The sequence below is a fragment of the Devosia sp. LjRoot3 genome, assembly GCF_964252865.1.
Lineage (GTDB): Bacteria > Pseudomonadota > Alphaproteobacteria > Rhizobiales > Devosiaceae > Devosia.
The window spans coordinates 390955-413930 of sequence record NZ_CAXUPK020000004.1; the positions used below are offsets into that span (position 1 = coordinate 390955).

23 protein-coding genes are annotated in these 22976 nt (G+C 62.8%); 20 read left to right on the top strand and 3 right to left on the bottom strand.

Annotation, left to right across the window (positions count from 1 at the left end):
- Position 1: 1 nt before the first annotated feature.
- From phnF to mnhG, 18 genes are all read left to right on the top strand, one after another.
- Positions 2–757, top strand: coding sequence for a phosphonate metabolism transcriptional regulator PhnF (phnF, locus tag ACSQ2A_RS16625; protein WP_436073128.1), 756 nt, complete (start codon positions 2–4; stop codon positions 755–757).
- The gene (locus ACSQ2A_RS16630) at positions 750–1193 is read left to right on the top strand and encodes a phosphonate C-P lyase system protein PhnG (RefSeq protein ID WP_436073129.1); all 444 of its coding nucleotides are present in this window, start codon (positions 750–752) and stop codon (positions 1191–1193) included. Before phnF ends, ACSQ2A_RS16630 begins: the two co-directional genes overlap by 8 nt.
- Positions 1193–1732 carry a phosphonate C-P lyase system protein PhnH gene (gene phnH / locus ACSQ2A_RS16635; protein WP_436073130.1) on the top strand — a complete coding sequence of 180 codons (540 nt, stop codon included), beginning with the start codon at positions 1193–1195 and terminating at the stop codon, positions 1730–1732. The genes ACSQ2A_RS16630 and phnH overlap by 1 nt, the downstream gene beginning before the upstream one ends.
- Entirely contained in the window at positions 1732–2817 is a 1086-nt protein-coding gene (locus tag ACSQ2A_RS16640) for a carbon-phosphorus lyase complex subunit PhnI (RefSeq protein ID WP_436073131.1), read from the top strand. Before phnH ends, ACSQ2A_RS16640 begins: the two co-directional genes overlap by 1 nt.
- Positions 2814–3728: an alpha-D-ribose 1-methylphosphonate 5-phosphate C-P-lyase PhnJ gene (locus ACSQ2A_RS16645; protein ID WP_436073132.1), complete on the top strand. Its 915-nt coding sequence runs from the start codon at positions 2814–2816 to the stop codon at positions 3726–3728. Before ACSQ2A_RS16640 ends, ACSQ2A_RS16645 begins: the two co-directional genes overlap by 4 nt.
- Positions 3725–4546 carry an ATP-binding cassette domain-containing protein gene (locus tag ACSQ2A_RS16650; protein ID WP_436073133.1) on the top strand — a complete coding sequence of 274 codons (822 nt, stop codon included), beginning with the start codon at positions 3725–3727 and terminating at the stop codon, positions 4544–4546. The genes ACSQ2A_RS16645 and ACSQ2A_RS16650 overlap by 4 nt, the downstream gene beginning before the upstream one ends.
- A 9-nt stretch (positions 4547–4555) precedes the next feature.
- The gene (locus ACSQ2A_RS16655; protein WP_436073134.1) at positions 4556–5287 is read left to right on the top strand and encodes a phosphonate C-P lyase system protein PhnL; all 732 of its coding nucleotides are present in this window, start codon (positions 4556–4558) and stop codon (positions 5285–5287) included.
- Positions 5274–6473 (top strand): alpha-D-ribose 1-methylphosphonate 5-triphosphate diphosphatase, encoded by a 1200-nt coding sequence (locus tag ACSQ2A_RS16660; protein ID WP_436073135.1) that lies wholly within the window; start codon positions 5274–5276, stop codon positions 6471–6473. Before ACSQ2A_RS16655 ends, ACSQ2A_RS16660 begins: the two co-directional genes overlap by 14 nt.
- A 99-nt stretch (positions 6474–6572) precedes the next feature.
- The gene (gene phnC / locus ACSQ2A_RS16665; RefSeq protein WP_436073136.1) at positions 6573–7388 is read left to right on the top strand and encodes a phosphonate ABC transporter ATP-binding protein; all 816 of its coding nucleotides are present in this window, start codon (positions 6573–6575) and stop codon (positions 7386–7388) included.
- Between the two features lie 33 nt (positions 7389–7421).
- On the top strand, positions 7422–8342 hold the full coding sequence (phnD, locus tag ACSQ2A_RS16670; protein ID WP_295412807.1) for a phosphonate ABC transporter substrate-binding protein: 921 nt from the start codon (positions 7422–7424) through the stop codon (positions 8340–8342).
- A gap of 62 nt (positions 8343–8404) precedes the next feature.
- Entirely contained in the window at positions 8405–9316 is a 912-nt protein-coding gene (phnE, locus tag ACSQ2A_RS16675; RefSeq protein ID WP_436073137.1) for a phosphonate ABC transporter, permease protein PhnE, read from the top strand.
- Positions 9317–9319: 3 nt separating this feature from the next.
- Positions 9320–10150 carry a phosphonate ABC transporter, permease protein PhnE gene (gene phnE, locus ACSQ2A_RS16680; protein ID WP_436073138.1) on the top strand — a complete coding sequence of 277 codons (831 nt, stop codon included), beginning with the start codon at positions 9320–9322 and terminating at the stop codon, positions 10148–10150.
- A 151-nt stretch (positions 10151–10301) separates the two neighbouring features.
- The gene (locus tag ACSQ2A_RS16685; RefSeq protein WP_436073229.1) at positions 10302–13205 is read left to right on the top strand and encodes a monovalent cation/H+ antiporter subunit A; all 2904 of its coding nucleotides are present in this window, start codon (positions 10302–10304) and stop codon (positions 13203–13205) included.
- Positions 13196–13531 (top strand): Na+/H+ antiporter subunit C, encoded by a 336-nt coding sequence (locus ACSQ2A_RS16690; RefSeq protein ID WP_436073139.1) that lies wholly within the window; start codon positions 13196–13198, stop codon positions 13529–13531. Before ACSQ2A_RS16685 ends, ACSQ2A_RS16690 begins: the two co-directional genes overlap by 10 nt.
- Before the next feature lies 1 nt (position 13532).
- Positions 13533–15131, top strand: a complete 1599-nt coding sequence (locus ACSQ2A_RS16695) for a monovalent cation/H+ antiporter subunit D (RefSeq protein ID WP_436073140.1) — start codon at positions 13533–13535, stop codon at positions 15129–15131.
- The gene (locus tag ACSQ2A_RS16700) at positions 15128–15613 is read left to right on the top strand and encodes a Na+/H+ antiporter subunit E (protein ID WP_295412795.1); all 486 of its coding nucleotides are present in this window, start codon (positions 15128–15130) and stop codon (positions 15611–15613) included. Before ACSQ2A_RS16695 ends, ACSQ2A_RS16700 begins: the two co-directional genes overlap by 4 nt.
- Positions 15610–15891, top strand: a complete 282-nt coding sequence (locus ACSQ2A_RS16705) for a K+/H+ antiporter subunit F (protein WP_295412792.1) — start codon at positions 15610–15612, stop codon at positions 15889–15891. Before ACSQ2A_RS16700 ends, ACSQ2A_RS16705 begins: the two co-directional genes overlap by 4 nt.
- Positions 15888–16253 carry a monovalent cation/H(+) antiporter subunit G gene (mnhG, locus tag ACSQ2A_RS16710; protein WP_436073141.1) on the top strand — a complete coding sequence of 122 codons (366 nt, stop codon included), beginning with the start codon at positions 15888–15890 and terminating at the stop codon, positions 16251–16253. Before ACSQ2A_RS16705 ends, mnhG begins: the two co-directional genes overlap by 4 nt.
- On the opposite strand, the gene ACSQ2A_RS16715 is transcribed toward mnhG, so the two are convergent.
- Entirely contained in the window at positions 16250–17551 is a 1302-nt protein-coding gene (locus ACSQ2A_RS16715) for an NAD(P)/FAD-dependent oxidoreductase (RefSeq protein ID WP_295412789.1), read from the bottom strand. The two genes, mnhG and ACSQ2A_RS16715, sit on opposite strands and share 4 nt — an antisense overlap.
- Entirely contained in the window at positions 17551–18912 is a 1362-nt protein-coding gene (locus tag ACSQ2A_RS16720; RefSeq protein WP_295412786.1) for a glutamine synthetase family protein, read from the bottom strand. The genes ACSQ2A_RS16715 and ACSQ2A_RS16720 overlap by 1 nt, the downstream gene beginning before the upstream one ends.
- Positions 18913–19014: 102 nt before the next feature.
- On the opposite strand from ACSQ2A_RS16720, the gene ACSQ2A_RS16725 reads away from it, so the two are divergent.
- Entirely contained in the window at positions 19015–19782 is a 768-nt protein-coding gene (locus ACSQ2A_RS16725) for a gamma-glutamyl-gamma-aminobutyrate hydrolase family protein (protein ID WP_436073142.1), read from the top strand.
- Positions 19779–21206: an aminobutyraldehyde dehydrogenase gene (locus tag ACSQ2A_RS16730; RefSeq protein WP_436073143.1), complete on the top strand. Its 1428-nt coding sequence runs from the start codon at positions 19779–19781 to the stop codon at positions 21204–21206. Before ACSQ2A_RS16725 ends, ACSQ2A_RS16730 begins: the two co-directional genes overlap by 4 nt.
- Here ACSQ2A_RS16730 and ACSQ2A_RS16735 read toward each other — a convergent pair.
- Positions 21203–22933 (bottom strand): hypothetical protein, encoded by a 1731-nt coding sequence (locus ACSQ2A_RS16735; RefSeq protein WP_436073144.1) that lies wholly within the window; start codon positions 22931–22933, stop codon positions 21203–21205. The genes ACSQ2A_RS16730 and ACSQ2A_RS16735 overlap by 4 nt on opposite strands.
- Between the last annotated feature and the right edge of the window lie 43 nt (positions 22934–22976).

A 22976-nucleotide genomic window follows, 5' to 3' on the forward strand; every position in this document is an offset into this window, starting at 1 on the left:
AATGCGGAATCAAGGCCATTCCTGGGAGGAAACCCGGGATCGGATCAGCGAAGAAATTACCACGGGACGCCTTGCGCCGGATGCGCGCCTGCCGTCCGAGCCCGAGCTTTGCCTGCTCTATGGCACGCGGCGCCACTCGCTGCGCAAGGCGCTGGCAGCCCTGGTCAGCGAAGGCAAGCTGCGTGTCGAACACGGCCGCGGTACCTTTGTCGAGCGCGCTCCACTCCTCAACTACGTCATCGGTTCGCGCACGCGTTTTCATGAAAACCTGATGTCGCAGGGTCTCACCGCGTCCGGCGAAACGCTGGCGGAAATGACCATTCCGGCGAGCAAGCGCGTCGCCTCGGCATTGGGCATCGAGCCCGAAGCCAAGGTTTTTGCCCGCTCCTGGCGCGGTTTTGCCAATGATCTGCCGATCAGCATTGGCTGGGCCTATCACGACACTACCCGCTTCCCCGACCTGCCCGAGCGGCGGCGGGAACTGTCGTCGATCACAAAGGTCTATCATTCCTACGGCATCACCGATTACCGGCGCCTACGCACTACTGTCTTCACGCGCCTCGCCTCCGAAAGCGAGGCGAGCATGCTGATGCTGCGCGCCGGCCAGTCGGTGCTCGTGGTGCAAAAGGTCGACGCCGATCTCGATGGGCGACCGATTGGATTTTCCGAGGCTGTGTGGGCGGGCGACCGGGTGCAGTTCACCTTCGAAACCGACCAGCCGACCGTGCTTACTACCGAAAGAGACAATGATGTTTAACGAGACACCATCGGGTGGCTCCGCTCACGGAGCGACGCTCGACATTCTGGCGCGGGCGCGGCCGGCACTTCTGAAAGCGCTAGCCGAAACCCTGCTTGAGGGCATGGGCGAGATTTCGGTCATCACCAATCGCACCGGGCTCGTCATGGTCCCAATGCGCGACACGGTCGAAAACGTCGATTTTCACCTCGGCGAAGTGCTGGTCAGCGAGGCCCATATCGCCGATGCCGCCGGCTATGTCGGCTACGGCATGGTCACCGACCGCGATCTCGAACGCGCCATGGCCATGGCAGTCGTCGACCTGCGCCTTGCCGCGACCGGCGACGAGCCAGCTATCACAAGCTTTATTGCCGAAGAACGCGCCCATCAGGTCGCTGAAGACACGGCCCGCATGCGGCAGGTGGAAGCCACGCGCGTTGAAATGGAGACGTTCTGATGCTGACCGTTGCTCCTCCCGACGCCATTGAAATGCGCGCCAATGCGACTTTCGAGGCGCTGATGTGGGCCCTCGCGCGCCCCGGCGATATCAGAGAACTGCCCGAAGCGGGCCTTGCCACCATTGCCGAAACGCTGGTGGATCTCGAATGCATGGTCTTTGCCGATGATCCGGCCCTCCGGGCGCAGATCGCGGCGACCGGCGCGCTTCAGGCCGACGATATTTCTGAGGCCGACCATGTGTTCCTCTCCTCGCTCGAGGGCGCCGAAGCTCGGCTTGTCGCCCTCCGCTGCGGCAGCGCGCTTTATCCCGACGACGGGGCGACGCTCGTTGCCCAGGTTCGCCACGGCGTGGGTCAGCGCGTGCGGCTTTCCGGCCCCGGCGTCGATGGGGTGCTGGAACTGACCCTCGGCATTTCGCCTGGTTTCTGGGCCATGCGCGCCGTGCTCTGCGCCTATCCCGAAGGCTTTGACATGCTTCTCGTTGATGGCCGCTCGGTCATCGGCATTCCCCGCTCGACCCTGGTAGAGGTGCTGTAATGGCATATGTAGCAACCCGCGGTGGCGAAAAGGCCATCGAACAGGCTGAGCGCCTCTTCCGACAGGATCTGGGCACGATCGACGCGAGCCGTGTCGAGACCATCCAGCAGACCATGCCCTATCTCATCGATCGCGTGATGGGCGAAGCCTCGCTCTATAGCGAGGAACTGGCGGCTCTGGCTCTCGCCCAGACCGGCGGCGAGCTCTCTGAAGCCGTGCTGGTGCTGCGCGCCTGGCGCACGACCCAGCCGCGTATCGCCATCGCCCGCCCGGTGCAGCAGGATGAAATTCTCACGCAGCGCCGCATTTCGGCAGCGTTCAAGGACATTCCCGGTGGCCAGATTCTGGGGCCAACGCTCGACTACTCGCACCGCGTGCTCGCGACCGACGTGCTCGAAGGAAAACCCTATGCGCCGCCTGCCGTTGATGCAGCGGCAAAACCGGCACCGGCCCAACAGCCGTCGCTCGCCGATTGGCAGCGCCAGCAAGGGCTGCTTGCTCCGACGAGCGAACCCGATGTGGCCTTAGAAGACATCCCGGACCTGACGCGTGAACCGCTCCTCTTTCCGGCCTCGCGTGCGCATCGCCTGCAAAGCCTGGCGCGTGCCGAAACCGGTGGCGTGCTTGCCCTCGGCTATTCGGCCATGCGCGGCTACGGCAATGCCCATCCGACGGTCAATGAACTGCGCTTGGGCGAAGCCGAAGTGGTGGTGCGCCATCCGCGCGGCACCGAGTTTTCCGCCGGGCGCGTGCGCGTCAGCCAGGCCGAGGTGACGTCCAAGGAAAAGGGCGGCTTTCTCGATCTCGGCTTTGCCGCGACCTTCGGCTGGAACGAGGTGAAAGTGATCGCGGCGGCAACGCTCGATCTCAACTCGGCCGAAGCCCCGGTTGGCTCGCCCGTCCACGAAGAATTTTATCTGTATCACACCGAAAGCGTGGAGGCCTCGGGCTTCTGCATCCACTTCAAGCTGCCGCACTACGTGACCTTCCAGTCGACGCTCGACGCCATGCGCGACGCCAAGGCAAAGAAAGCCGCAGCCGAACAGAAGGGCGCTATCGAGCGCCAGACGGAGCCCGCAGAATGAGTCTTTCATCCCTGACAAAACCCTGGGCTGCGACGAGCTACGGTTTCCTCGACGCCTCGGCAAAGCGTGAACTGCGCCGGAAGATGCTGAAGGCCATCGCCGTGCCGGGCTGCCAGATGCCCTATGCCAGCCGCGAAGTGCCGATGGCGCGAGGCTGGGGCACCGGCGGGTTGCAGGTGACCCTCACGCTTGTCAATCCGACCTCGACGGTAAAGGTGATCGACCAGGGCGCGGATGACGGCGTCAATGCCGCCTCGATCCGCCGCTTCATTTCGCGCGTTTCGGGGGCCGGCGAAACCTGGGACACGCTCGCTGCCTCCATCGTGCAATCGCGTCACCGCGTGCCCGAAGAGGTGATGCGCGAGGACCAGATCCTCGTGCTGCAAGTGCCCAATCCCGAGCCACTGCGCGGGGTCGAGCCCAACATCTCCATCGCCCGGCAGATGCATGCCGATGCCGATTACGGCAAACTCTGGCTGACGCTTTACGAGCAGATCGTCCGCAAGGGCAGGATCATGCAGGGCGCCGGCTATCCCTCCATGGTCAATGGCCGCCACGTTATGACGCCATCGCCCATTCCGCGCTGGGACGTGCCAAAGCTCAATATGGCCAAGCACCTGACCTTCCTTTCGGCCGGCCGCGAAAAGCGCCTCTTCGCCGTGCCGCCTTTCACCCGCGTCGAGCCGCTGGTCTTTTCCGACCGCCCCTATCAGGTCGAGCATCATGCCGATCTCACCTGCCGCCGCTCCGGCGTCTCGGGCTATTTCATGAACGAGCTTCCGGTCGATGGCGGTGGTTCGGCCTTCGAAGTGTCCGACAGCAATCTTGGCATCAAGGCCATTCAGCAGGCGGAAGGTGCGCCGATCGAGATCGGCAAAACCTGGTATCGCAATGGGGAGTTTTCGGCATGAGCCTCGATATGAGCCCCGCGGCGCTGACTCGCGCAGAACCCCGCCTGATGCGGGCCGAACCGCTTCTTACGATGCGCGACATTTCCAAGACCTATGGTGACGTCCGCGCCCTGCGCCATGTCGATGCGACGGTCTATCCCGGCGAAGTCATGGGCATTGTCGGGGAAAGCGGCTCGGGAAAATCGACGCTGCTGCGGATGATGAACCTCGAGGATTCGCCTGATCACGGCGACTACACCCTGCGCCTCCCCAACCGTGACGACGGCAATCTCTTCGACCTGACGCGCTATGAACGCCGCATGCTCTGCGCGAGGCATATCGGCATCGTCTACCAAAACCCACATATGGGTCTTCTTATGCGGCACTCTTCGAGCGGCAATGTCGCTGAGCGTCTGCTCATCGCCGGCGAACGCAGCTTTGATGTGCTGCGCGCCAAGGCGCGGGAAGCGCTGGACGCTTCCGAATTCCCGCTCTCGCGTATGGATGCCCGCCCGATCGAGCTGTCCGGCGGCATGCAGCAACGCGTGCAGCTGGCCAAGGCCATCGCGCTCGAACCGGCCCTGCTGCTGCTCGATGAGCCGACCACCGGCCTCGACGTTTCCGTGCAAGCGCTGGTGCTCGATACGCTAAAACGCCTACAGCGCGACCGGAAAATCACCATGGTGCTGGTCAGCCACGATCTCGGCGTCATCCGCACCATGGCGGACCGTGTCATGGTCATGCGCCATGGCGAGGTGGTGGAACAGGGCCTCGCCGATCAGGTGTTCCAGGACCCGCAGCACCCCTATACCCAGCAACTCGTGCACGCAAAGCTCTGAGGACAGGTCATGACTTCCACTCCCCTCCTGCGTGTCGAGAAGCTGACCAAGACTTTTCGCATGTATCACCTCGACAGCATGCTGCATGCTTTTGAGGGGGTCAGCTTTGACCTCCATGAAGGCGAATTCCTGCTGCTGCGCGGGCACAACGGCGCCGGCAAGTCGACGCTGCTGCGCACCATCTGGCGCAGCTATCTGCCGGTCGGTGGCCATGTCTGGTACCGGTCCAGCCATGACGAAATCGACCTCGCCAATGCGGCCGATGTCGATATCGCATTGCTCCGCCGCGAGGAAATCGGGTTCGTCACCCAGTTCCTCAATGCCCGTCCCCGCGTTGCGGCGCAGGACATTGTTGCCGAGCCGCTGCTTCTCGCTGGCACATCGCAGGCCGAGGCGCTGGATCAAGCCCGGCACTGGCTCGACCAGTTCGGCGTGCGTCCAGAACTCTGGCGCGCCTATCCCTCGACCTTTTCGGGTGGCGAGCAGCAGAAGGTGAACCTCGCCCGTGCGCTGATCCTGCCGCAAAAGCTGCTGTTGCTGGACGAACCGACGGCATCGCTCGACGTTGGCGCCCGCGCCGCGCTCGTGCGCCGCCTCTCGGATTTGAAGGCGCAGGGCGTCGCCATCATCGGCGTGTTCCATCATCCGGGCGACGTCGCTCAGTTGATCACCCGCGAAATCAATCTCAATACTCGTGTCGTTGCCGACCAGAGCGAGGAAGAAGAAAATGTGGCTCTCTAATTTCCGTATCGTCCTCGCCGACCGCGTCATCGAAAACGGTGCCGTCAAAATCGAAGACGGCGTGATTGCCGAGATCAGCGAAACGCCGGTTGCCGATGCCGACGTGGAAGGCCGCGGCCTTCTTCTGATGCCGGGCATGATCGACATGCATGGCGACATGATCGAGCGCGAAATCGAGCCGCGGCCGGGCGTGCGCATGCCGATGGAAATGGGCCTCCGCGATCTCGACATGAAGCTCGCAACTGCAGGCATCACCACGGCCTATGCCTCGCTCTCCTTTGCGCCGGGCTCGACCTATGGCCATATGCGCTCCTATGATTTCACGAGCGAAATGATCCGTGCCGTCGTCGCGGCGCGGCCGAACCTCCTCATCGACCATCGCGTGCATGCGCGCTTCGAAGTGACTTTTCCGGCCGCCCTGTCAGTGGTGAAGGAACTGGTCGGCGAAGGCTCGGTCGATCTCGTCTCGCTCTGCGATCACACGCCGGGGCAGGGGCAGTATCGCAATCTCGACCTTCAGGCCGCCAACATTTCCAAGAACAAGGGCATTTCGCTCGAAGCGGCGGCTGAGCAATTGCAAGTGCGCATTCGCGAGCGTCAGGAAACGGCTGGCGACATGACCGTGACCCTCCGCGCCATCACCCAATATTGCGCCCTGCACGGTGTGCCGGTCGCCAGCCACGATGACGATACGGTCGAAAAAGTGGAGCTGATGGATTCGTTGGGGGCCAATATCTCCGAGTTTCCGGTCACGCTGGAAGCCGCCAAGGAAGCCAATCGCCGCGGCATGCTCAATGCCATGGGCGCGCCGAACGCGCTGCGCGGCCAGTCCTATTCCGGCAATCTTTCGGCGCGCGAAGCGCACGAAGCCGGCGTGCTCGATCTCCTGGCCGCCGACTACCATCCCTCGGCCATGCTCCCGGCCGTGCTGGTGCTGGGCAAGACCGATCCCAATGGCTTGCCGGGCGCGGCAAAACTCACCTCGCTCAATCCGGCGCGGGCGCTGGGCCTCGAAGATCGCGGCGAAATCCGCGTCGGCCTCCGCGCCGATCTGCTTGTTGCCAGCGATATCGGCGTCGGTCGTGTCCACGCCACGCTCTCGCGCGGCCGCTTCGTCCATTCCGACGGCACGCTGGCAGTTTCAGGTGTTTCCACGCGTCACGAGACAGTCATTCGAATGAGTTAATCGTGTCATTGAGACGGGCTAGGGTCCCAAGCATAGAGCAAGAGTTGAGGCCAATTTCACCGCACCGGTGAAATGGCTGGAAACACGGCAGGGTGCGTCATGCTGGAACTGAAGAAGGTCACCAAGGTTTTTGGCGACACGATTGCCGTAAACAATGTGTCGCTCTCCTTCGCCCCGGGCCAGATGGTCGGCGTTATCGGGCGCTCGGGCGCCGGCAAGTCGACCCTTCTCCGTCTCATCAACCGCCTCGCCGGCGTCAGCGAGGGTCGCATCAGTTTTGGCGATACCGATGTCGGCGCTCTCGAAGGCAAGGCATTGCGGGCCTGGCGTGCCCGCTGCGCCATGATCTTCCAGCAGTTTAACCTCGTGAACCGTCTCGACGTGCTCACCAATGTCATGATCGGCCGCATCGGCACCGCGGCGACGCTGCCGATCATGCTCAAGCGCTTTCCAGCCGAAGACCGGGCCAATGCCGCCATGGCGCTCGATCGGCTGGACCTTTTGTCCCAGGCGCTGCAGCGCGCCGATACGCTCTCGGGCGGCCAGCAGCAGCGCGTCGCCATTGCCCGCGCCCTGATGCAGAAGCCGAACCTCATTCTTGCCGACGAGCCGATCGCCTCGCTCGATCCGCGCAATGCAAGGCTGGTGATGGATGCGCTGCGCACCATCAACCGCCAGGACAAGATTACCGTCATCACCAATCTCCACACGCTCGATGCCGCCCGCGCCTATTGCGACCGCATCGTGGGCATGGCGCACGGCCGGGTCGTCTTCGACGGCACGCCGAGCCAGCTCACCTCTTCCGTGATTCAGGAGATCTACGGTGACGATACCGAAACAGCCGTGGACGAAAACCTGACTTCCACAATGGCTGGAACCAGTCCCGCAGGACGACAGATGGAGGTGGCTCACTAGAGCCCCTTTCTTTCCCAACCCGGAGTTTCACCAATGCTCACCTTGACGCGTCGCGGCCTTGCGGCTGCGCTGGTTTCGCTCGCCCTCGTTTCCCCGGTCCTCGCGCAGGACTGGCGCTCGGAATATCCCGAGCTGACCATCGGTATCTCCTCGGGCGAAAACGAAACCGATGCCATCGCTCGCAACCAGCCCTATGCCGACTATCTCAGCCGCGAGCTGGGCGTGCCGGTGAAAATGATCCGCGGCACGGACTATGCCGCCGTCATCGAAGCCATGCGTTCCGGTCACGTGCAGATCGCGTCGGTCGGCCCGGCCGCCTATGCCCTGGCCCGCAAGGTCATGGGCGACGAAATTGCGCCCGTTGCCGTGACGCTCGATCAGGATGGCAACCTCGGCTACTACTCCGTCATCGCCGTACGCGCCGATAGCCCCTACCAGACTCTTGAAGACATCAAGGGCAAGTCCTTCGCCTTTGCCGACCCGAACTCGACCTCGGGCTATGCCGTCCCCTCCTACTATCTCTCGACCGAGCTCAAGACCTCGGCCGACGACTATTTCAGCGAAGTCGCCTTCTCCGGCGGCCACGAGCAGAGCGTCATGGCGCTGGTCAACGGCACTTTTGAAGCTGTCGCCACCCACTGGCGCAACGAGACGGCGGGCAATATCCAGACCATGGAAAAGAAGGGCCTGATCCAGCCCGGTTCGACCCGCATCATCTGGACTTCGCCCGTCATCCCCAACACCCCGGTGATGATCAATACGACGCTCCCCCAGGAACTGCAGGACGAGTTCAAGGCCGCTCTGATGGCCTTCCCGGAAAAGGACCCGGAAGGCTTTGCAACCTACAGCAATGGCACCTCGAGCGGCTATGTCGAAGCCAAGCACGAAGACTATCTCGACGTTGTCGCCATCACCGAGTTCAACGCTGAACAGCGCCGCAAGAACGGCAATTGATCGCTTTCCAACTGACCGGCGCGCATCCCGTGCGCCGGTCTTTTTCATTTGGGAGGGCCCCCGTGTCCACTTTGACCCCCACCAATGGCCTTCTGTCATCGACGACGCGGGAGGAGCGTCTCCTCTCGTTCGAAGGGCGCTATCGCCAGCAGCAGTTCACCCGCCGCAACTGGACCCTGTTTTACGGCGCGCTGTTCCTCGCCGCGCTCATTGGCTCTATTGCCGTCAGTGATTTCAGCATTCCGGGCCTCATAAAAGGCCTGCCCATGGCCTGGAACTACATAGCTGGTACGCTGCCGAAGCTGACGTTGGAAAATCTCTGGGGCGATCTTGCCGAATGGTATTGGGGTCTGCGTTTCTGGCTGCGGCTGCTCGTCGAGACCATTCTCATGGGCTTTGTTGGCACCGTTCTTGGCGGCGTCCTCGCGCTGGCGCTCTGTTTCCCGGCCTCGCGGAACCTCGTTGAAAATACCGGCATCTATTTTGCCGCGCGCCGCACCCTCGAATTCTGCCGGACCGTGCCCGAACTGGTCTTTGCGCTGATCTTTGTCTTCGCCTTCGGTCTTGGTCCCTTTGCCGGCGTTTTGGCCATTGCGGTGCACACGGCCGGCTCGCTTGGAAAGCTCTTTGCCGAGGTCAATGAAAACGTCGATCCGCGTCCCATCGAAGGCGTACGCGCTTCGGGCGGCAATTGGCCGATGATCATGCGTCTGGGCGTCGTGCCGCAGGCCCTGCCCAATTATGCCAGCTACCTGCTGCTGCGTCTCGAAATCAACGTGCGCGGCGCCTCGGCTCTCGGCCTCGTCGGCGCCGGCGGCATTGGCGAAGACCTCTATGTCGCCATCCGCCAGTTCGAATATACCGACATCTCGGCCATCATGCTGCTTTTGATCCTGACCACATCGGTGATCGACATCATCTGCGAAACCATTCGCCATCGCCTTATCGGCCACGATCTTGCAGCGAGTGCCTAAGCCATGAACACCGCTCAGCACGCCGACATTTCCCGTCTCCGCCGCTCCAATCCCGAGATCTTTAACCGGCCGCTCGTGGAGCGCGTTCGCGATTGGGGCCTGTGGATCACCTTCCTCGCCGTCTTCGCCTTCGGCCTCTGGTGGATCGACGCCTCGCCCATGCGGATCATCAACGGGCTGAACAAGCTCGGCATGCTGGTCGTCCTGATGATCCCGCCCTGGCCCGGCGACGGATTGCTGGACTATCTGCGCGCCATGCTCGAAACGCTCGCCATGGCTTTTCTTGGCACCGTCATTGCCGCCGTGCTGGCCGTGCCGCTCGGGTTCCTCGGCGCCAAGAACATCGTGCCGAACTGGTTGTTCCACTTCAGTCTCCGCCGCTTCTTCGACGCGTTCCGCGGCATTGATGGCCTCGTCTGGGCGCTGATCTTCGTCTCGGCCGTCGGTCTTGGCCCCTTTGCCGGTGTCCTCGCCATCGCCGTCGGCGACGTCATGGTTTTGGGAAAACTCTTTGCCGAGGCCATCGAAAATGTCGACAAGAAGCCGGTAGACGGCGTGCGCGCCTCAGGTGGCTCCGGCCTTCATGTCATGCGGCTCGGTGTCTTTCCGCAGGTCTTTCCGGTGATGATGAGCCACGTGCTCTATTTCTTCGAATCCAATGTGCGTTCGGCCACCATTCTCGGCATTGTCGGGGCAGGGGGCATTGGCCTGCAACTGTCCGATCGCATGCGCATCAACAACTGGCAGGAAGCCGCTTTCATCATCCTGCTGATCCTCGTCACCGTTTCGATTATCGATGCGATATCCCGTCGCATCCGCGCCAAATTGACCTGAAGCGGGCAGAATTTCTGCCCGCCGCGGGACTATGAATTTCATGTGACGACATCAGCGTGCAAGTTAAGCCCAAAGTGGTCTTCTCAGGAGGCGTGAGCATCCCTATACCTTGGCAATAGATTCGAGCCTGAGGACTGGCCCCCTGCCTTCAATACCGACCGACTTCGCCCTTCCCCTTCTCTGCATTCTGCCATTTCTGGCAAGCGTGTTTGTATTGGCTGCTCCGGGTGAAAAATACCGGGGCGCGGCCTGGGTGACGGCGGTCGTTGCGGCCATTCTCAGTCTGTTGTCCCTCGCGCTCTTTCCTTCCATTGCCAATGACGAAGTGCTGATCAGCCGCATCGAATGGGTGCCCCAGCTCGGGCTCAACCTGACCCTGCGCCTCGATGGCCTCGCCTGGCTCTTTGCCGTGCTCATCACCTGCATCGGCTTTCTGGTCGTGCTCTATGCGCGCTACTACATGTCCCCAAAAGACCCGATCGCGCGCTTCCATGCGCTGCTGCTGGCCTTCATGGGCGCCATGCTCGGCCTCGTCATGTCGGGCAATATCATCCAGCTTGCCATTTTCTGGGAACTGACCAGCCTCGTCTCGTTCCTCCTCATCGGCTACTGGTATCACCGCGGCGATGCGCGCGACGGCGCGCGCATGGCGCTCATCATCACCGGCACCGGTGGTCTCGCACTCTTCGTGTCCATGCTGATCATCGGCCGCATCGTGGGCAGCTATGAGCTCGACGACGTCCTCGCCTCGGGCTCGCTGATCGTTGAAAGCCCGCTCTATCCGGTGGCGCTGATCCTGTTCCTGCTCGGTGCTTTCACCAAGTCGGCGCAGTTCCCTTTCCAGTTCTGGCTGCCCAATGCCATGACCGCGCCGACCCCGGTTTCGGCATACCTGCATTCAGCGACCATGGTGAAGGCCGGCGTCTTCATCCTCACCCGCTTCTGGCCGGTCATGCATGATCACCAGCTCTGGTTCTGGATCGTCACCTATACGGGGCTCGCGACGCTCATCTTCGGGGCCTATACCGCGCTGTTCCAGCGCGATCTCAAGGGCCTGCTCGCTTATTCGACCATTTCCCATCTCGGGCTCATCACCACGCTTTTAGGGATGGGCACGCCCCTCGCGGCCGTCGCCGCCATCTTCCACATCGCCAATCACGCCACCTTCAAGGCGTCGCTCTTCATGGCGGTGGGCATCATCGACCATGAAACCGGCACGCGCGACGTGCGCAAGCTCAGTGGTCTCAGGAAATACATGCCGTTCACGGCGACCCTCGCCATCATCGCCAGCGCCGCCATGGCCGGCGTGCCGCTGCTCAATGGTTTCCTCTCCAAGGAAATGTTCTTCACCGAGACGGCCGAGTTCGATCCCAACGTCTTCGTCAATCTCTCCCTGCCGATTGGCGCCACGCTCGCCGGCATGCTCAGCGTCGCCTATTCGATAAAATTCGTGCACGGCGTCTTCTTCGGCCCGCCGCCGACCGAGCTTGAAAAAGTGCCGCACGAGCCCCCGGCGCTGATGCGCCGGCCCATCGAAATCCTGGTGCTGATCTGCCTCGCGGTCGGCATCATTCCCGGCATCACCATCGGGCCCTATCTCGCCGCGGCCGTGCATTCCGTTCTGGGCGCCGAAACGCCCTATTACAGCCTTTCGGTCTGGCACGGCTTTAATCTGCCCCTGATCATGAGCATCATCGCCATGGTCGGCGGGGCCGTCATCTATGTGCCCTATTACCGGCGCCTGTTGAATGTCGACGGCGTGCCTTTAACGCGCGGTCTTGTCGGCCAGCGCGTCTTCGAGCGCCTCCTCGTCACCGCCACCAATCGCTGGGCCCGCCATCTTGTCGGTGCCTTCGGCACGCAACGCCTGCAACCGCAGATTTTCGTCGTCATCTTCCTGGCCCTGGCGGCCGGCATTGCCGCGGGCTGGACGCGCATGGGCAATCTGCCGCTGCCCGACAGTTTTGATCCGGTTCTCGGGCTCGTCTGGCTCCTCGGCGGCATCAGCGCCGTTGCGGCGGCGCAGCAGGCAAAGTTCCATCGCCTCGCCTCCATGATCCTCATGGGCGGCGCCGGCCTTGCGACCTGTCTCACCTTTGCCTGGTTCTCCGCCCCCGACCTGGCGCTGACCCAGCTCCTCGCCGAAATCGCCACGACCGTTCTGATCCTCCTTGGCCTGCGCTGGCTGCCCAAGCGCAGCCCCGTGCCCGAGGGCACGCCGCTGGTCGCACGGCTGCGCCGCTATCGCGACGTGAGCCTCGCCGGGCTGGTCGGCCTCGCCACGGCGCTTGCGAGCTACGCCATCATGACGCGCTCGGCGCCTGAAGGCATTTCCGACTTCTTCCTTGCCAATGCCTACAAGGAAGGCGGCGGCACCAATGTCGTCAATGTCATGCTGGTCGACTTCCGTGGTTTCGACACCATGGGCGAAATCACGGTTCTCGGCGTCGTCGCGCTGACCGTTTTCGGCCTCCTGCGCCGCTTCCGCCCGGCCTCCGACAGCGTCGAGCGGCCCGAGCAACAGCGCGTGCTCGACGATTATGCGCCCGGTTCCGGCGATAACGTCGCCGACGACTTCCTGCGCATTCCGGCGCTGATCATGAACTGGATGTTCCCGGTCGTCGTCGTCGTCGCCATCTATATGCTGATGCGCGGCCACGACCTGCCGGGTGGCGGCTTCATTGCCGGCATCATCATGTCGCTGGCCTTTATTCTGCAATATCTCGCCGGTGGTACCCGCTGGGTGGAAGAACGCCTGCGCATCCTGCCGCTGCTCTGGATCGGCTGGGGGCTTCTCCTCGCCCTCCTCACCGGGCTCGGGGCGATGGTGCTCGGTGCGCCCTTCCTCACCTCGGCCTTCGCCTATGCCGACATTCCGCTGATCGGCAAGGTGCCGATGGCGACCGCCCTGATCTTCGATCTCGGCGTCTTCGCCCTCGTCGTCGGCGCGACCGTGCTGATGCTGATCGCCCTGGCGCACCAATCCATTCGTCGACCAAAAGTCGCGGGCTCCAATAAGCCCAAGCAGCGCGTGGGAGCAGACAAATGGAACTGACCCTCGCCCTCGCCATCGGCGTTCTCTCCGCCTCCGGCGTCTACCTGCTGCTGCGTCCGCGTACCTTCCAGGTGATCATCGGCCTGTCGCTGGTCTCGTATGCCGTCAATCTCTTCATTCTCTCGATGGGGCGGTTGCGCATGGATGCGGCGCCGATCCTCTCCGGCGCCGATGCCAATATCGCCGACTATGCCGATCCGGTGCCGCAGGCGCTGGTTCTCACCGCCATCGTCATCGGCTTTGCCATGACGGCCCTGTTCCTTGTCGTGCTGCTCGCCGCCCGCGGCCTCAGCGGCTCCGACCATGTCGATGGAAAGGGGGATTGAGATGACTGGCATGAACCACATCGCCATCCTGCCGATCCTCATTCCCATGGCGGCGATGGTTTTCAATCTGCTCGTGGGCGACGGACGCAGCAATCGCCGCATCATCGGCATCAATATCGGGTTCAGCGTGCTCCTGCTGCTGGTCTCGATCCTGTTGCTGACGGTCCTCGCCCAATCGAGCACAGCCGCCGCGGCGGTCTATCCGCTGGGCAATTGGCCAGTGCCTTTCGGTATTGTCCTCGTCGCCGATCGATTGGCCGCGGTGATGGTTCTCACCACCTCCATCCTGTCGCTGGCCGCGCTCATCTTCGCCTCGGCCCGCTGGCACAGCCGCGGTACCAATTTCTTCCCCCTCTTCCATGCGCTGGTCATGGGGCTCAACGGCGCCTTCCTCACCGGCGACCTTTTCAATCTGTTCGTCTTCTTCGAGCTGCTTTTGGCCGCGTCCTATGGCCTGGCGTTGCATGGCGGTGGACGCAATCGCGTGCGCGCGGCGATGCACTACATCGTCATCAACCTCGTTGCGTCCTTCCTGTTCCTGATCGGCGTGGCGCTGATCTATGGCACCACCGGCACGCTCAACATGGCCGACATTGCCCGCGCCGTGCCGCATATCGCTGCGGATGATCTCGGTCTCTTCGAAGCCGGCGTTGCCGTCCTCGGCATTGCCTTCCTGATCAAGGCTGGCTCCTGGCCGCTGCACTTTTGGCTGCCCAATACCTATTCCTCGGCCGCACCGCCGGTGGCCGCACTCTTTGCGGTCATGACCAAGGTCGGCTTTTACGCCATCCTGCGCCTCTGGACCCTCGTCTTTGCCAATCAGACCGGCCCGGAACTGGCCTTCGGGCAGAACGTGCTCTTCGTTCTCGGCATTGCGACGGTCGCCTATGGCAGCGTCGGTGCCCTCTCGAGCAAGGCCCTTGACCGGCTGGCGAGCTATCTGATCCTCGTTTCGGCCGGCACGCTGCTCCTCGCGGTGGCCTACAACGTGCCAGGGGTCACCACCGGCGCGCTCTACTATGTTGTCGTCGCAACCCTCGCGGCAGGAGCGCTCTTCCTCCTCAAGGATGTCATCGACCAGGTCCTTCCGGCCGAAGCGCAGATCCTTGCCGTGTCGCTCGAATTCTATGGCGACGAGGAAGAGGTGCTCGACGAGGACCAGGAAGTCAGCCGCAGTTTTCCGGCTGCTGCGACCCTTTTGAGCTGGTGCTTCGCCATTGCCGCCCTGGTCATGGCCGGCCTCCCACCGCTCTCGGGTTTCCTCTCGAAATTCGCCATGCTGTCCGCGGCCTTTGGTGCGGACAATGCACCGACGGCCGCCACATGGTGGATCACCGGGGCGCTGATCGTCTCCGGCCTTTTCGTGCTTATCGCCATGGTACGCAACGGCATCAACATCTTCTGGACCTCGCTGCCCGATGATGGGGGCCTGGCGCTGCGCCCGCTCGAGATCGGTCCGATCATGGTGCTGCTGGCGTTATGCGTGCTGATGGCGGTGTTCGCTGGTCCGGCGCTGAGCTACTTTGCCGATACGGCCGCGTTCATCCACGCGCCCCAAAACTATATCGATCTGGTCCTGCCCCAGGAAGACACGCCATGAGACGTCTCCTGCCGCATCCGGTCCTGGCCGGTTTCCTGCTCGTTCTCTGGCTGGTCCTGCAGCAATCGGCGGGCCTGGGACACATCCTCTTCGGTGGCGTGATCGCCATTGCCGTCTCCATGGCCGCGAGTGCCATCATCCCGGAACGCATCACCATTCGGCGACCGCTGAAATTCATCCAACTCATCGTCGTCGCCGGGCTCGACATCATACGCTCGAACCTGGCGGTCATGTCGGTGCTGTTCCATCCGCGCCCCAACCCGACGGCCGGGTTCATCGAGATGGACCTGACCCTCAAAAATCCCTTCGCTTTGGCCATTCTTGCCGTGATCCTGACCGCGACGCCGGGCAGCGCCTGGCTCGAATATGACCGCGAGCGCAGCACCGTTCTCATCCATGTCTTCGATCTCGTTGACGAAGACGCCTGGGTGGCCACGGTCAAGAAGCGCTACGAGGCCCTGTTGCTGGAGATTTTCCCATGAGCGTAGCCATCCTCGAATGGAGCCTGCTGGCAGCCCAGATCATGCTCGGCTTGGGCATGCTGGCAACGCTCTACCGCATGGTCGTCGGCCCCCGCGCGCAGGATCGTATCCTCGCCCTCGACGCGCTCTATGTCGTCGCGCTCTTGCTGCTGATCACGCTTGGTATTCGCACCAATTCGCAGGTCTATTTCGAATTGGCCATGCTCATGGGCCTCTTGGGTTTTGTCGGCACCGTGGCGCTGGCAAAGTTCCTCATGCGCGGCGAGGTGATCGAATGATATCAGATCTGCCGCTCTGGCTCTCGATCCTCGTCTCGGCATTCGTGGTGCTCGGCGCCTTGCTGACCATGGCCGGCTGCTTCGGCCTCATTCGCCTCAAGAGCTTTTACCTGCGCATCCACGGCCCAACCATGGGCACCAGCATGGGGGGCGGGCTGATCCTTCTCGCCTCCGCCATCTATTTCACCGTGACGCGCGAGCGGCTGGTGGTGCACGAGCTGGTCATCTTCCTCTTCGTGACGCTGACGACGCCGGTGACACTGATGCTCTTGGCGCGCGCCACCTTGTTCCGCGATCGCGTCGAGGGTAATGCCGGCGTGCCCCAGCGGCCGGAAAAGACCGAGACTTCAGCCTCCCCCTAGAGCCCAAACCGGTCCTTGAACTCGTACCACCACGAGCCGATCGTCGAATATTGCGCGCGGAACAGGCGCCCGCCGGGGAACGGAATCCAGGGCAAGTCGGCAAAGACGGCGAAGCGGGTGAAATCGCCCTTGATGGCTTCGGAGAGAATGCGCCCGAAAAGGTGCGAGCCGGTGACGCCATGGCCCGAATAGCCATGGGCGAAATAGATGCGATTGCCCAGGCGCCCCATCTGCGGCACGCGTGAGAACGAGAGCGCGAAATTGCCGCTCCAGGCGAAGTCCACGCGCTCTCCCTTGAGCTGGGGAAATACCTTTTCCATGTTCGGCCGCAGCTTTGCCACCACGTCCGCCGGGTCGGTGCCGCCATAGACGACGCCGCCGCCAAAGATCAGGCGATAGTCGGCGCTGATGCGGAAATAATCGAGAATGTAGCGCACGTCTTCGACGCACATGCCGGTGGGGAGCAGTGCCTCGGCGCGTTCCCTGCCGAGCGGGGCTGTCGCCATCATCTGGGTCGAAACCGGCATGACGCGGGCGGTGAGCTGGGGCACGACATTGCCCAGATACGCATTGCCGCAGACGACGGCGGTCTTGGCCGTCACCCGGCCAGCGGCGGTCTCCACCACGGCGCTGTCCGCGCTCTGGCTGACCTTGGTCACCGGGGAATGCTCATAAATGACCCCGCCCAGCCCCTCAAATGCCTTGGCTTCGCCGAGCACAAGGTTGAGCGGATGCATATGCGCGCCGGAATGATCGATCATGCCGCCGGCATAGACGTCCGAGCCGATATGCTTGCGGACCGCCTCGCGGTCGAGCAGTTCGTGATCGTCCATGCCATGGCTCTGCCATAGGGCCTTCTTGGCCTCGAGATCGCGCATGTGCTGTTCTGTATAGGCAGCATAGATATTGCCGCGCTTGAGGTCGCACTCGATGCCGTAGCGCGCCACCCAGTCATAGATGATCCCGGCGCCTTCCTGCACGAGACCGCCGACAAAATTGGCTGTCTTTTCGCCATAGCGCTTGCCGATGGTGGCAAGGCTGGCATTGAGCCCGTTGACCACCTGCCCGCCATTGCGCCCCGACGCGCCCCAGCCGACTTCGGCGGCTTCAACGACGACGACCTTCAATCCGCTCTCGGCCAGGTGAATGGCCGTCGACATGCCCGAATAACCGGCGCCGACGACGACGATATCGGCGGTCACCTCGCCTTCGAGTTTCTTTGTCTCACGGATGATGTTGCGCGAAGCTGCATAATAGCTCGGCGGATAGGGCGAATTGGCATTCGGAACTTCGGCCATCACACCACCTCGAGATAGGCCGAGAATTCGAGATCGGTCACCTGCGAGGCAAAGCCGGCGATCTCCTGCCGTTTGCAGGCGACGAACATGGAATGCAGCGTCGTATCGAAAATGCGCGGGATCATGTCGCCGTCTTCAAAGGCGTTGACCGCCGAGGCCCAGTCGGCCGGCAGTTTCGGCAGGCGCTCGGAATAGGCGCGACCCTTGAAAGGTTTTGGCGGTTTGAGGCTATCCTCGATACCGACGAGGGCCGCGCCCAAAATGCCGGCGAGCACGAGATAGGGATTGGCATCGGCCCCGGCAACGCGATGCTCGATGCGGCGCGCCTTGGGATTGCCGCCGGGGATGCGCAGGGCCGTGGTGCGGTTCTCATAGCCCCAGGAAATCGCGCTCGGCGCATGTGTGTCAGGCCGCAGGCGCCGATAGGAATTGAAATGCGGCGCAAAGAGGAGCGTTGATTCCGCCATGCCGGCCAGGAGCCCGCCAACGGCATGCAGCATCACGTCCGAACCGGTCTCGGTGCCGTCATCGAAAACGTTGTTGCCCGCCGCGTCATTGAGGCTGAAATGCACGTGAAAGCCATTGCCCGAACGCATGCCATAGGGTTTTGCCATAAAGGTCGCGACGAGTTTGTGCTTGCGCGCCACGCCCTTGACGATGCGTTTGAACAGCACCGCGTCATCGGCGGCCTTCAATCCGTCGGTGTGCAGCAGATTGATCTCGAACTGGCCGACGCCGTTTTCGGCCACGGCCGTATCGGCCGGCACGTTCTGCTGCTCGCATTGCAGATAAACGTCGCGGAAAAACTCGCCAAAATCCTCCAGCTCGTCGAGCGAGAGAATGGCGTCGGAATCGAGACGTTTTCCCGTATACGGCGAAATCGGCGGTGTGGCTGAATCGGCGTCGGGATCGACGAGATAGAATTCAAGCTCGGTAGCAACCACCGGCTTGAGGCCGATCTCGGAATAGCGCCGCAGCACATGGGCGAGCGCCTGACGCGGATCGCCGAGGAAAGGGGTACGCGTGTCCTGGAACAGCCAGAGCGGGATCATGGCGCTCGGGCGCGTCGTCCAGTTGATCGGCAGGGCGCCGCGGCCGGTCGGGCTACAGATGCCGTCGACGTCGCCGCTCGAATAGACCATGGGATTGCCCACGATATCCTCGCCCCACACGTCCACCCCGACGATGGACAACGGCATGCGGATGCCATTTTCGCCGATCCGTCGGGCCTGGTCGATGGGGATGCGCTTGCCCCGCATGATGCCGTTAAGGTCGCACACAGCCGTGTGCAGCACTTCGATCTGCGGGTTCTGTTCGAGCCAACTTACGATGTCGGTATTCACTGTCGCTTCGATGCTCATGCCTCGTCCGTCGACTTTTGGTGCGTTCCAGCGTTACCCTAGCAGGAGCCTTCACCCGAGGGGAAGGCAGCAAGGCATTTTCGCCGGGGTTGAAAGAAAATCATGCAGCAACGGCCTCTTATCGGCGTCATCGCCTGCGAGCGTCAGGTCGAGGGCGAGCCCGCCCAGGCGGTCAAGCATCGCTATCTCGAAGGTGTCGAGCGGCTCGCCAACTCGGTTCCCGTCATCATCCCGACCAACCAGGCCGAAGCCAATGCGGCCGAAATCGTCGGGCGGCTCGATGCCCTGCTGCTCACCGGCAGCGGTTCCAATATCGAGCCTGTCCGCTATGGTTCTTCGGCGCCGGCCCAGGCGCCGACCGACCACGGTCGCGATCTCTTTGGGCATGCGCTGATCCGCGCGGCTATCGACGCCGGCAAACCGGTCTTCGGCATCTGCCGCGGCTTGCAGGAAATCAATGTCGCCCTCGGCGGAACCCTTCGCGATTTGCGGGCGGCCGATCTCGCGCAAAAACACCATGCGCCTGCCGAGGCGGATCTGGGCGACACTTTTGGCTATGGTCACAAAGTCGATGTGGTGGCCGGCAGCATGCTGCAGCGCTTCTCGGGCAGCGAGGCCCTCGAGGTCAACAGCGTCCATTACCAGGCCATCGATCGCTTGGGCGAAGGGCTGGCGGTCAATGCCACCGGGCCCGAAGGGGTGATCGAGGCCATTTCCGCGACCGGCACGACGGCACCGGTCTTTGCCGTGCAATGGCACCCCGAATGGCGCCCCGAAGGACGGGCGCATGACCTGGCGTTCTGGAATTATCTCGGCGAAGCGGCGCGTGCCGATTATCTGCCGGCGGCTCAGTTGGAGAAAAATGCATGACCGCTTTCGAAACGCGTCTGTTTATCAATGGCGATTTCGTTGCCGGTCAGGGCGCGATTGAAACCGTCTTCGAACCAGCGCTGGGCAGCAAGCTTGCAGAAGTCGCCTCGGCCAGTCCTGACCAGGTTGATATCGCTGTCCGTGCGGCACATAAGGCCTTCGCCGTCTGGTCCAAAACCACGCCGCGCGAACGCAGCGCGGCCTTGCTGGCTATTGCGGAAAAGATCGAGGCCTCGGCCGAAACGCTCGGCACGATTGAATCGCGCAATGCCGGCAAGCCGCTGCGCTATGCGCGGGGCGGGGAGATCGGCAATGTCGTCGATGTCTTCCGCTTCTTTGCGACGGCGGTGCGCAATATGCCGGCTCCCGCAGCGGGCAATTACCGCTCGTCTAATCGCCTGAGCCTCGTGCGCCGCGACCCCATCGGGGTAATCGCACAGATCGCGCCCTGGAACTATCCGCTGCTCATGGCCGCCTGGAAAATCGCCCCGGCCATCGCGGCAGGGAATACTGTGGTGATAAAACCCTCGGAACTGACCCCGCTGAGCCTACTTGCCCTCGGCAAGATCTTCGCCGAGGTGCTGCCGCCCGGCGTCATCAACATCATCTGCGGCAATGGACCCGATGTCGGCCAAAAGCTGATCTCGCACGATCTGGTGCGGATGATCTCGCTGACCGGCGACGTGCGCACCGGCCGTGCCGTGCTGCAGGCCGCTGCCGGCCCGATGATCAAGCGCACCCATCTTGAACTCGGCGGCAAGGCGCCGGTGATCGTCGCCGCCGATGCCGATCTCGACAAGCTGGTCGAAACTCTTCGCGAGGCCAGCTTTTACAATGCCGGGCAGGACTGCACCGCCGCCTGCCGCATCTTTGCCGACAAGAGCATTGCCCAGGCGCTGACCGACCGGCTGGAATCCATGCTTGCCTCGCTCGTCTATGGAAAGCCCGAACGCGACGATGTCGAATTCGGTCCCGTGATCAGCGCGCGGCAGCGCGAAAGGGTGGCCGGGTTTGTCGATCGCGCCAAAAGCGGCGGCGCCGACGTCATGCAAGGCCGCGCCGCGAACCAGGATGGTTTCTTCTTCGCCCCGACGCTCGTCGCCGCCCCGATCGAGGCCGAGATCGTGCAGAAGGAAGTTTTTGGTCCCGTCGTCAGCATCACACCCTTCGACACCATTCAGACCGCCGTCGACTGGGCCAATGCTTCCGAATATGGCCTTGGCTCTTCGGTCTGGTCGCGCAATGCCGAACAGGCTTTGGCCATGGCCGATGCGCTCGAATATGGCGTCACCTGGCTCAATACCCACGGCGTCATGGCAACGGAAATGCCGCATGGCGGCATGAAGAATTCCGGCTATGGCTCCGACCTCTCCATGCAGTCGCTGCTCGACTACACGCAGATCAGGCACCTGATGTTCGGCTAGGCGGCAGCCCTGGTCGGACCGGGAATATCCGCCGCATCCACGGCAAGATCCGCCAAAGCGAGCAGCGGTTTGCACGCGATCAGGTTTTCGCTGTCGAGCGTCAGGATGACCACGTCATAGAGTTCGGCCAGCGCCTGAATGAGAACGCGGACGGATTTGGCACCGGGATCGAGCTGTGCCTGGCGGCCCCAGGGCACGAGAGCGGCTTCGTGCGACCCGCTGCCGTGGATAATGTCCGCAAAGGACGCAAGACCTTGCGAGAGATCGCTGATACCAGCCGCGCGTCCGCGGTGGCGGCTGGCGGCATCCACGAGAACCACGCGCTTGCCTTGCCGCTCATATTGACCGAGCAGCCGGCGCGCCGCAGCGCCTATATCGCCCCGGCAGCGAATGGCCACGATACGGACATCGTCCAACCCTTTGTCGGTCGCCGGGGGTGGGGCTACGGCGGTCTCCTCTTCAGCTACCGGACTGATGGTATCCGGTGCAGGAGGCTCGTCCGCTTCCATGTTGACGTCGGGTGCGTCCGGCGCATCGAGCCAATTTTCTGCGCTTGCGTCGGTGAACTCCGGCTCATCGACCGGCGCATAGGCCTGATTGTCTTCCGGCTCGATAGCGAGTTCGGCTTCTTCGACCTCGTCCGATGCCCGGTGACGTGAGCGCAAAAAGGCAAAAAGACCGATCTGGCCAAAAAAGGCGAGGCCGCCCGAAAGGGCGAGAACCAGATCGGTCCGGACCGGACGGGGAAGGGCGGTTACCTTGGGTTCCGGCCGATCGCCAATGGCGCCGGTCGTCACGCTGGCATCGGCCACAACTGGCGTCGTGGCGGCAATAAGCTCGTCGCGCAGCCCGTCTTCGAGGCGCCGCGCCGCATCGCGGTCGGCGATGACGAGGCTGGCCAGCTGCTGCATGCCCTCATCGCGGGCGGCGGAAAGCTGATCGATCTCTTCGAGCAGCACGCGCATGCGCGGGTGATTGGGCAGGAGATCGACCGCCAGTTTGTCGCGTTCGACTTCGAGCATTGCCAGTTCGTCGATCTGCCGGCCAAGGCTGGGCAGGTTCTCGGCATCGAGCGCCAGCATGGCGTAATTGCCATCGGCAACAAGGGACTGGATGCGCTGCGCGCGGCTTTCAAGCCTGATCCGGTCTTCCCAGGCCAGGCTCAGCTTTTTCTGCAGCAACTGGGTCTGGTCGTCATTGCCGGGAACACCGGGCGGAATGGCTTCCGGCACGGCAGATGCCATTTCTTCCGGCTGGGCGTCCAGTGTGGGCGGTAATCCCGCCAGCGTCACATAGCCTTCCGCGATCGCGGCGACGATGGCCTTTGCCCGTGCCGGCGTTCCAGCTTTGGCCGAAAGTTCAAGATTGGTGCCGCTGGCATCCGGCCTGAGCGTCAGGCGCTTGCTCAGCAAGGCCGTCGTGTCGAGTACCCCGCTGCCATCGCCGCGCAGTTCGGCGACGATGTCGGGCGTCAGCCGGGAAACGACGTCGCCCAGATGCTGTTGGTCGGTCAGTTTTGCCGCTTCAAGGGCCGGCTCGCTGCCGGCCGGCACACGCAATGCGAGGCTCGCCTCAAACGTCTGCGGAGTGAACTGAATGGCGGCGAAGGCGATGAACATGACCACGGCCGTCGCACCAGCCATGCGCGGCAGGCGCGGCGCCAGCGCCACGAGGAACTTGCCCCCTTCAATCAGGGGCGTAGCCTGCTGCATGATTTTGTTGGTCATCGCCATTTCCGTTCGAAAAGACGATGACGCAACGTGGTTAATA

Coding starts and splice junctions, on each gene's coding strand:
- ACSQ2A_RS16645 (WP_436073132.1), top strand. CDS start 2,814: ATGAGTCTTTCATCCCTGACAAAACCCTGGGCTGCGACGAGCTACGGT.
- ACSQ2A_RS16695 (WP_436073140.1), top strand. CDS start 13,533: ATGACTGGCATGAACCACATCGCCATCCTGCCGATCCTCATTCCCATG.
- ACSQ2A_RS16730 (WP_436073143.1), top strand. CDS start 19,779: ATGACCGCTTTCGAAACGCGTCTGTTTATCAATGGCGATTTCGTTGCC.
- phnC (WP_436073136.1), top strand. CDS start 6,573: ATGCTGGAACTGAAGAAGGTCACCAAGGTTTTTGGCGACACGATTGCC.
- phnF (WP_436073128.1), top strand. CDS start 2: ATGCGGAATCAAGGCCATTCCTGGGAGGAAACCCGGGATCGGATCAGC.
- phnH (WP_436073130.1), top strand. CDS start 1,193: ATGCTGACCGTTGCTCCTCCCGACGCCATTGAAATGCGCGCCAATGCG.
- ACSQ2A_RS16715 (WP_295412789.1), bottom strand. CDS start 17,551: ATGGCCGAAGTTCCGAATGCCAATTCGCCCTATCCGCCGAGCTATTAT.
- ACSQ2A_RS16725 (WP_436073142.1), top strand. CDS start 19,015: ATGCAGCAACGGCCTCTTATCGGCGTCATCGCCTGCGAGCGTCAGGTC.
- ACSQ2A_RS16690 (WP_436073139.1), top strand. CDS start 13,196: ATGGAACTGACCCTCGCCCTCGCCATCGGCGTTCTCTCCGCCTCCGGC.
- ACSQ2A_RS16735 (WP_436073144.1), bottom strand. CDS start 22,933: ATGACCAACAAAATCATGCAGCAGGCTACGCCCCTGATTGAAGGGGGC.
- ACSQ2A_RS16720 (WP_295412786.1), bottom strand. CDS start 18,912: ATGAGCATCGAAGCGACAGTGAATACCGACATCGTAAGTTGGCTCGAA.
- ACSQ2A_RS16630 (WP_436073129.1), top strand. CDS start 750: ATGTTTAACGAGACACCATCGGGTGGCTCCGCTCACGGAGCGACGCTC.
- phnE (WP_436073138.1), top strand. CDS start 9,320: ATGAACACCGCTCAGCACGCCGACATTTCCCGTCTCCGCCGCTCCAAT.
- phnD (WP_295412807.1), top strand. CDS start 7,422: ATGCTCACCTTGACGCGTCGCGGCCTTGCGGCTGCGCTGGTTTCGCTC.
- ACSQ2A_RS16705 (WP_295412792.1), top strand. CDS start 15,610: ATGAGCGTAGCCATCCTCGAATGGAGCCTGCTGGCAGCCCAGATCATG.
- ACSQ2A_RS16655 (WP_436073134.1), top strand. CDS start 4,556: ATGACTTCCACTCCCCTCCTGCGTGTCGAGAAGCTGACCAAGACTTTT.
- ACSQ2A_RS16650 (WP_436073133.1), top strand. CDS start 3,725: ATGAGCCTCGATATGAGCCCCGCGGCGCTGACTCGCGCAGAACCCCGC.
- ACSQ2A_RS16660 (WP_436073135.1), top strand. CDS start 5,274: ATGTGGCTCTCTAATTTCCGTATCGTCCTCGCCGACCGCGTCATCGAA.
- mnhG (WP_436073141.1), top strand. CDS start 15,888: ATGATATCAGATCTGCCGCTCTGGCTCTCGATCCTCGTCTCGGCATTC.
- ACSQ2A_RS16640 (WP_436073131.1), top strand. CDS start 1,732: ATGGCATATGTAGCAACCCGCGGTGGCGAAAAGGCCATCGAACAGGCT.
- ACSQ2A_RS16700 (WP_295412795.1), top strand. CDS start 15,128: ATGAGACGTCTCCTGCCGCATCCGGTCCTGGCCGGTTTCCTGCTCGTT.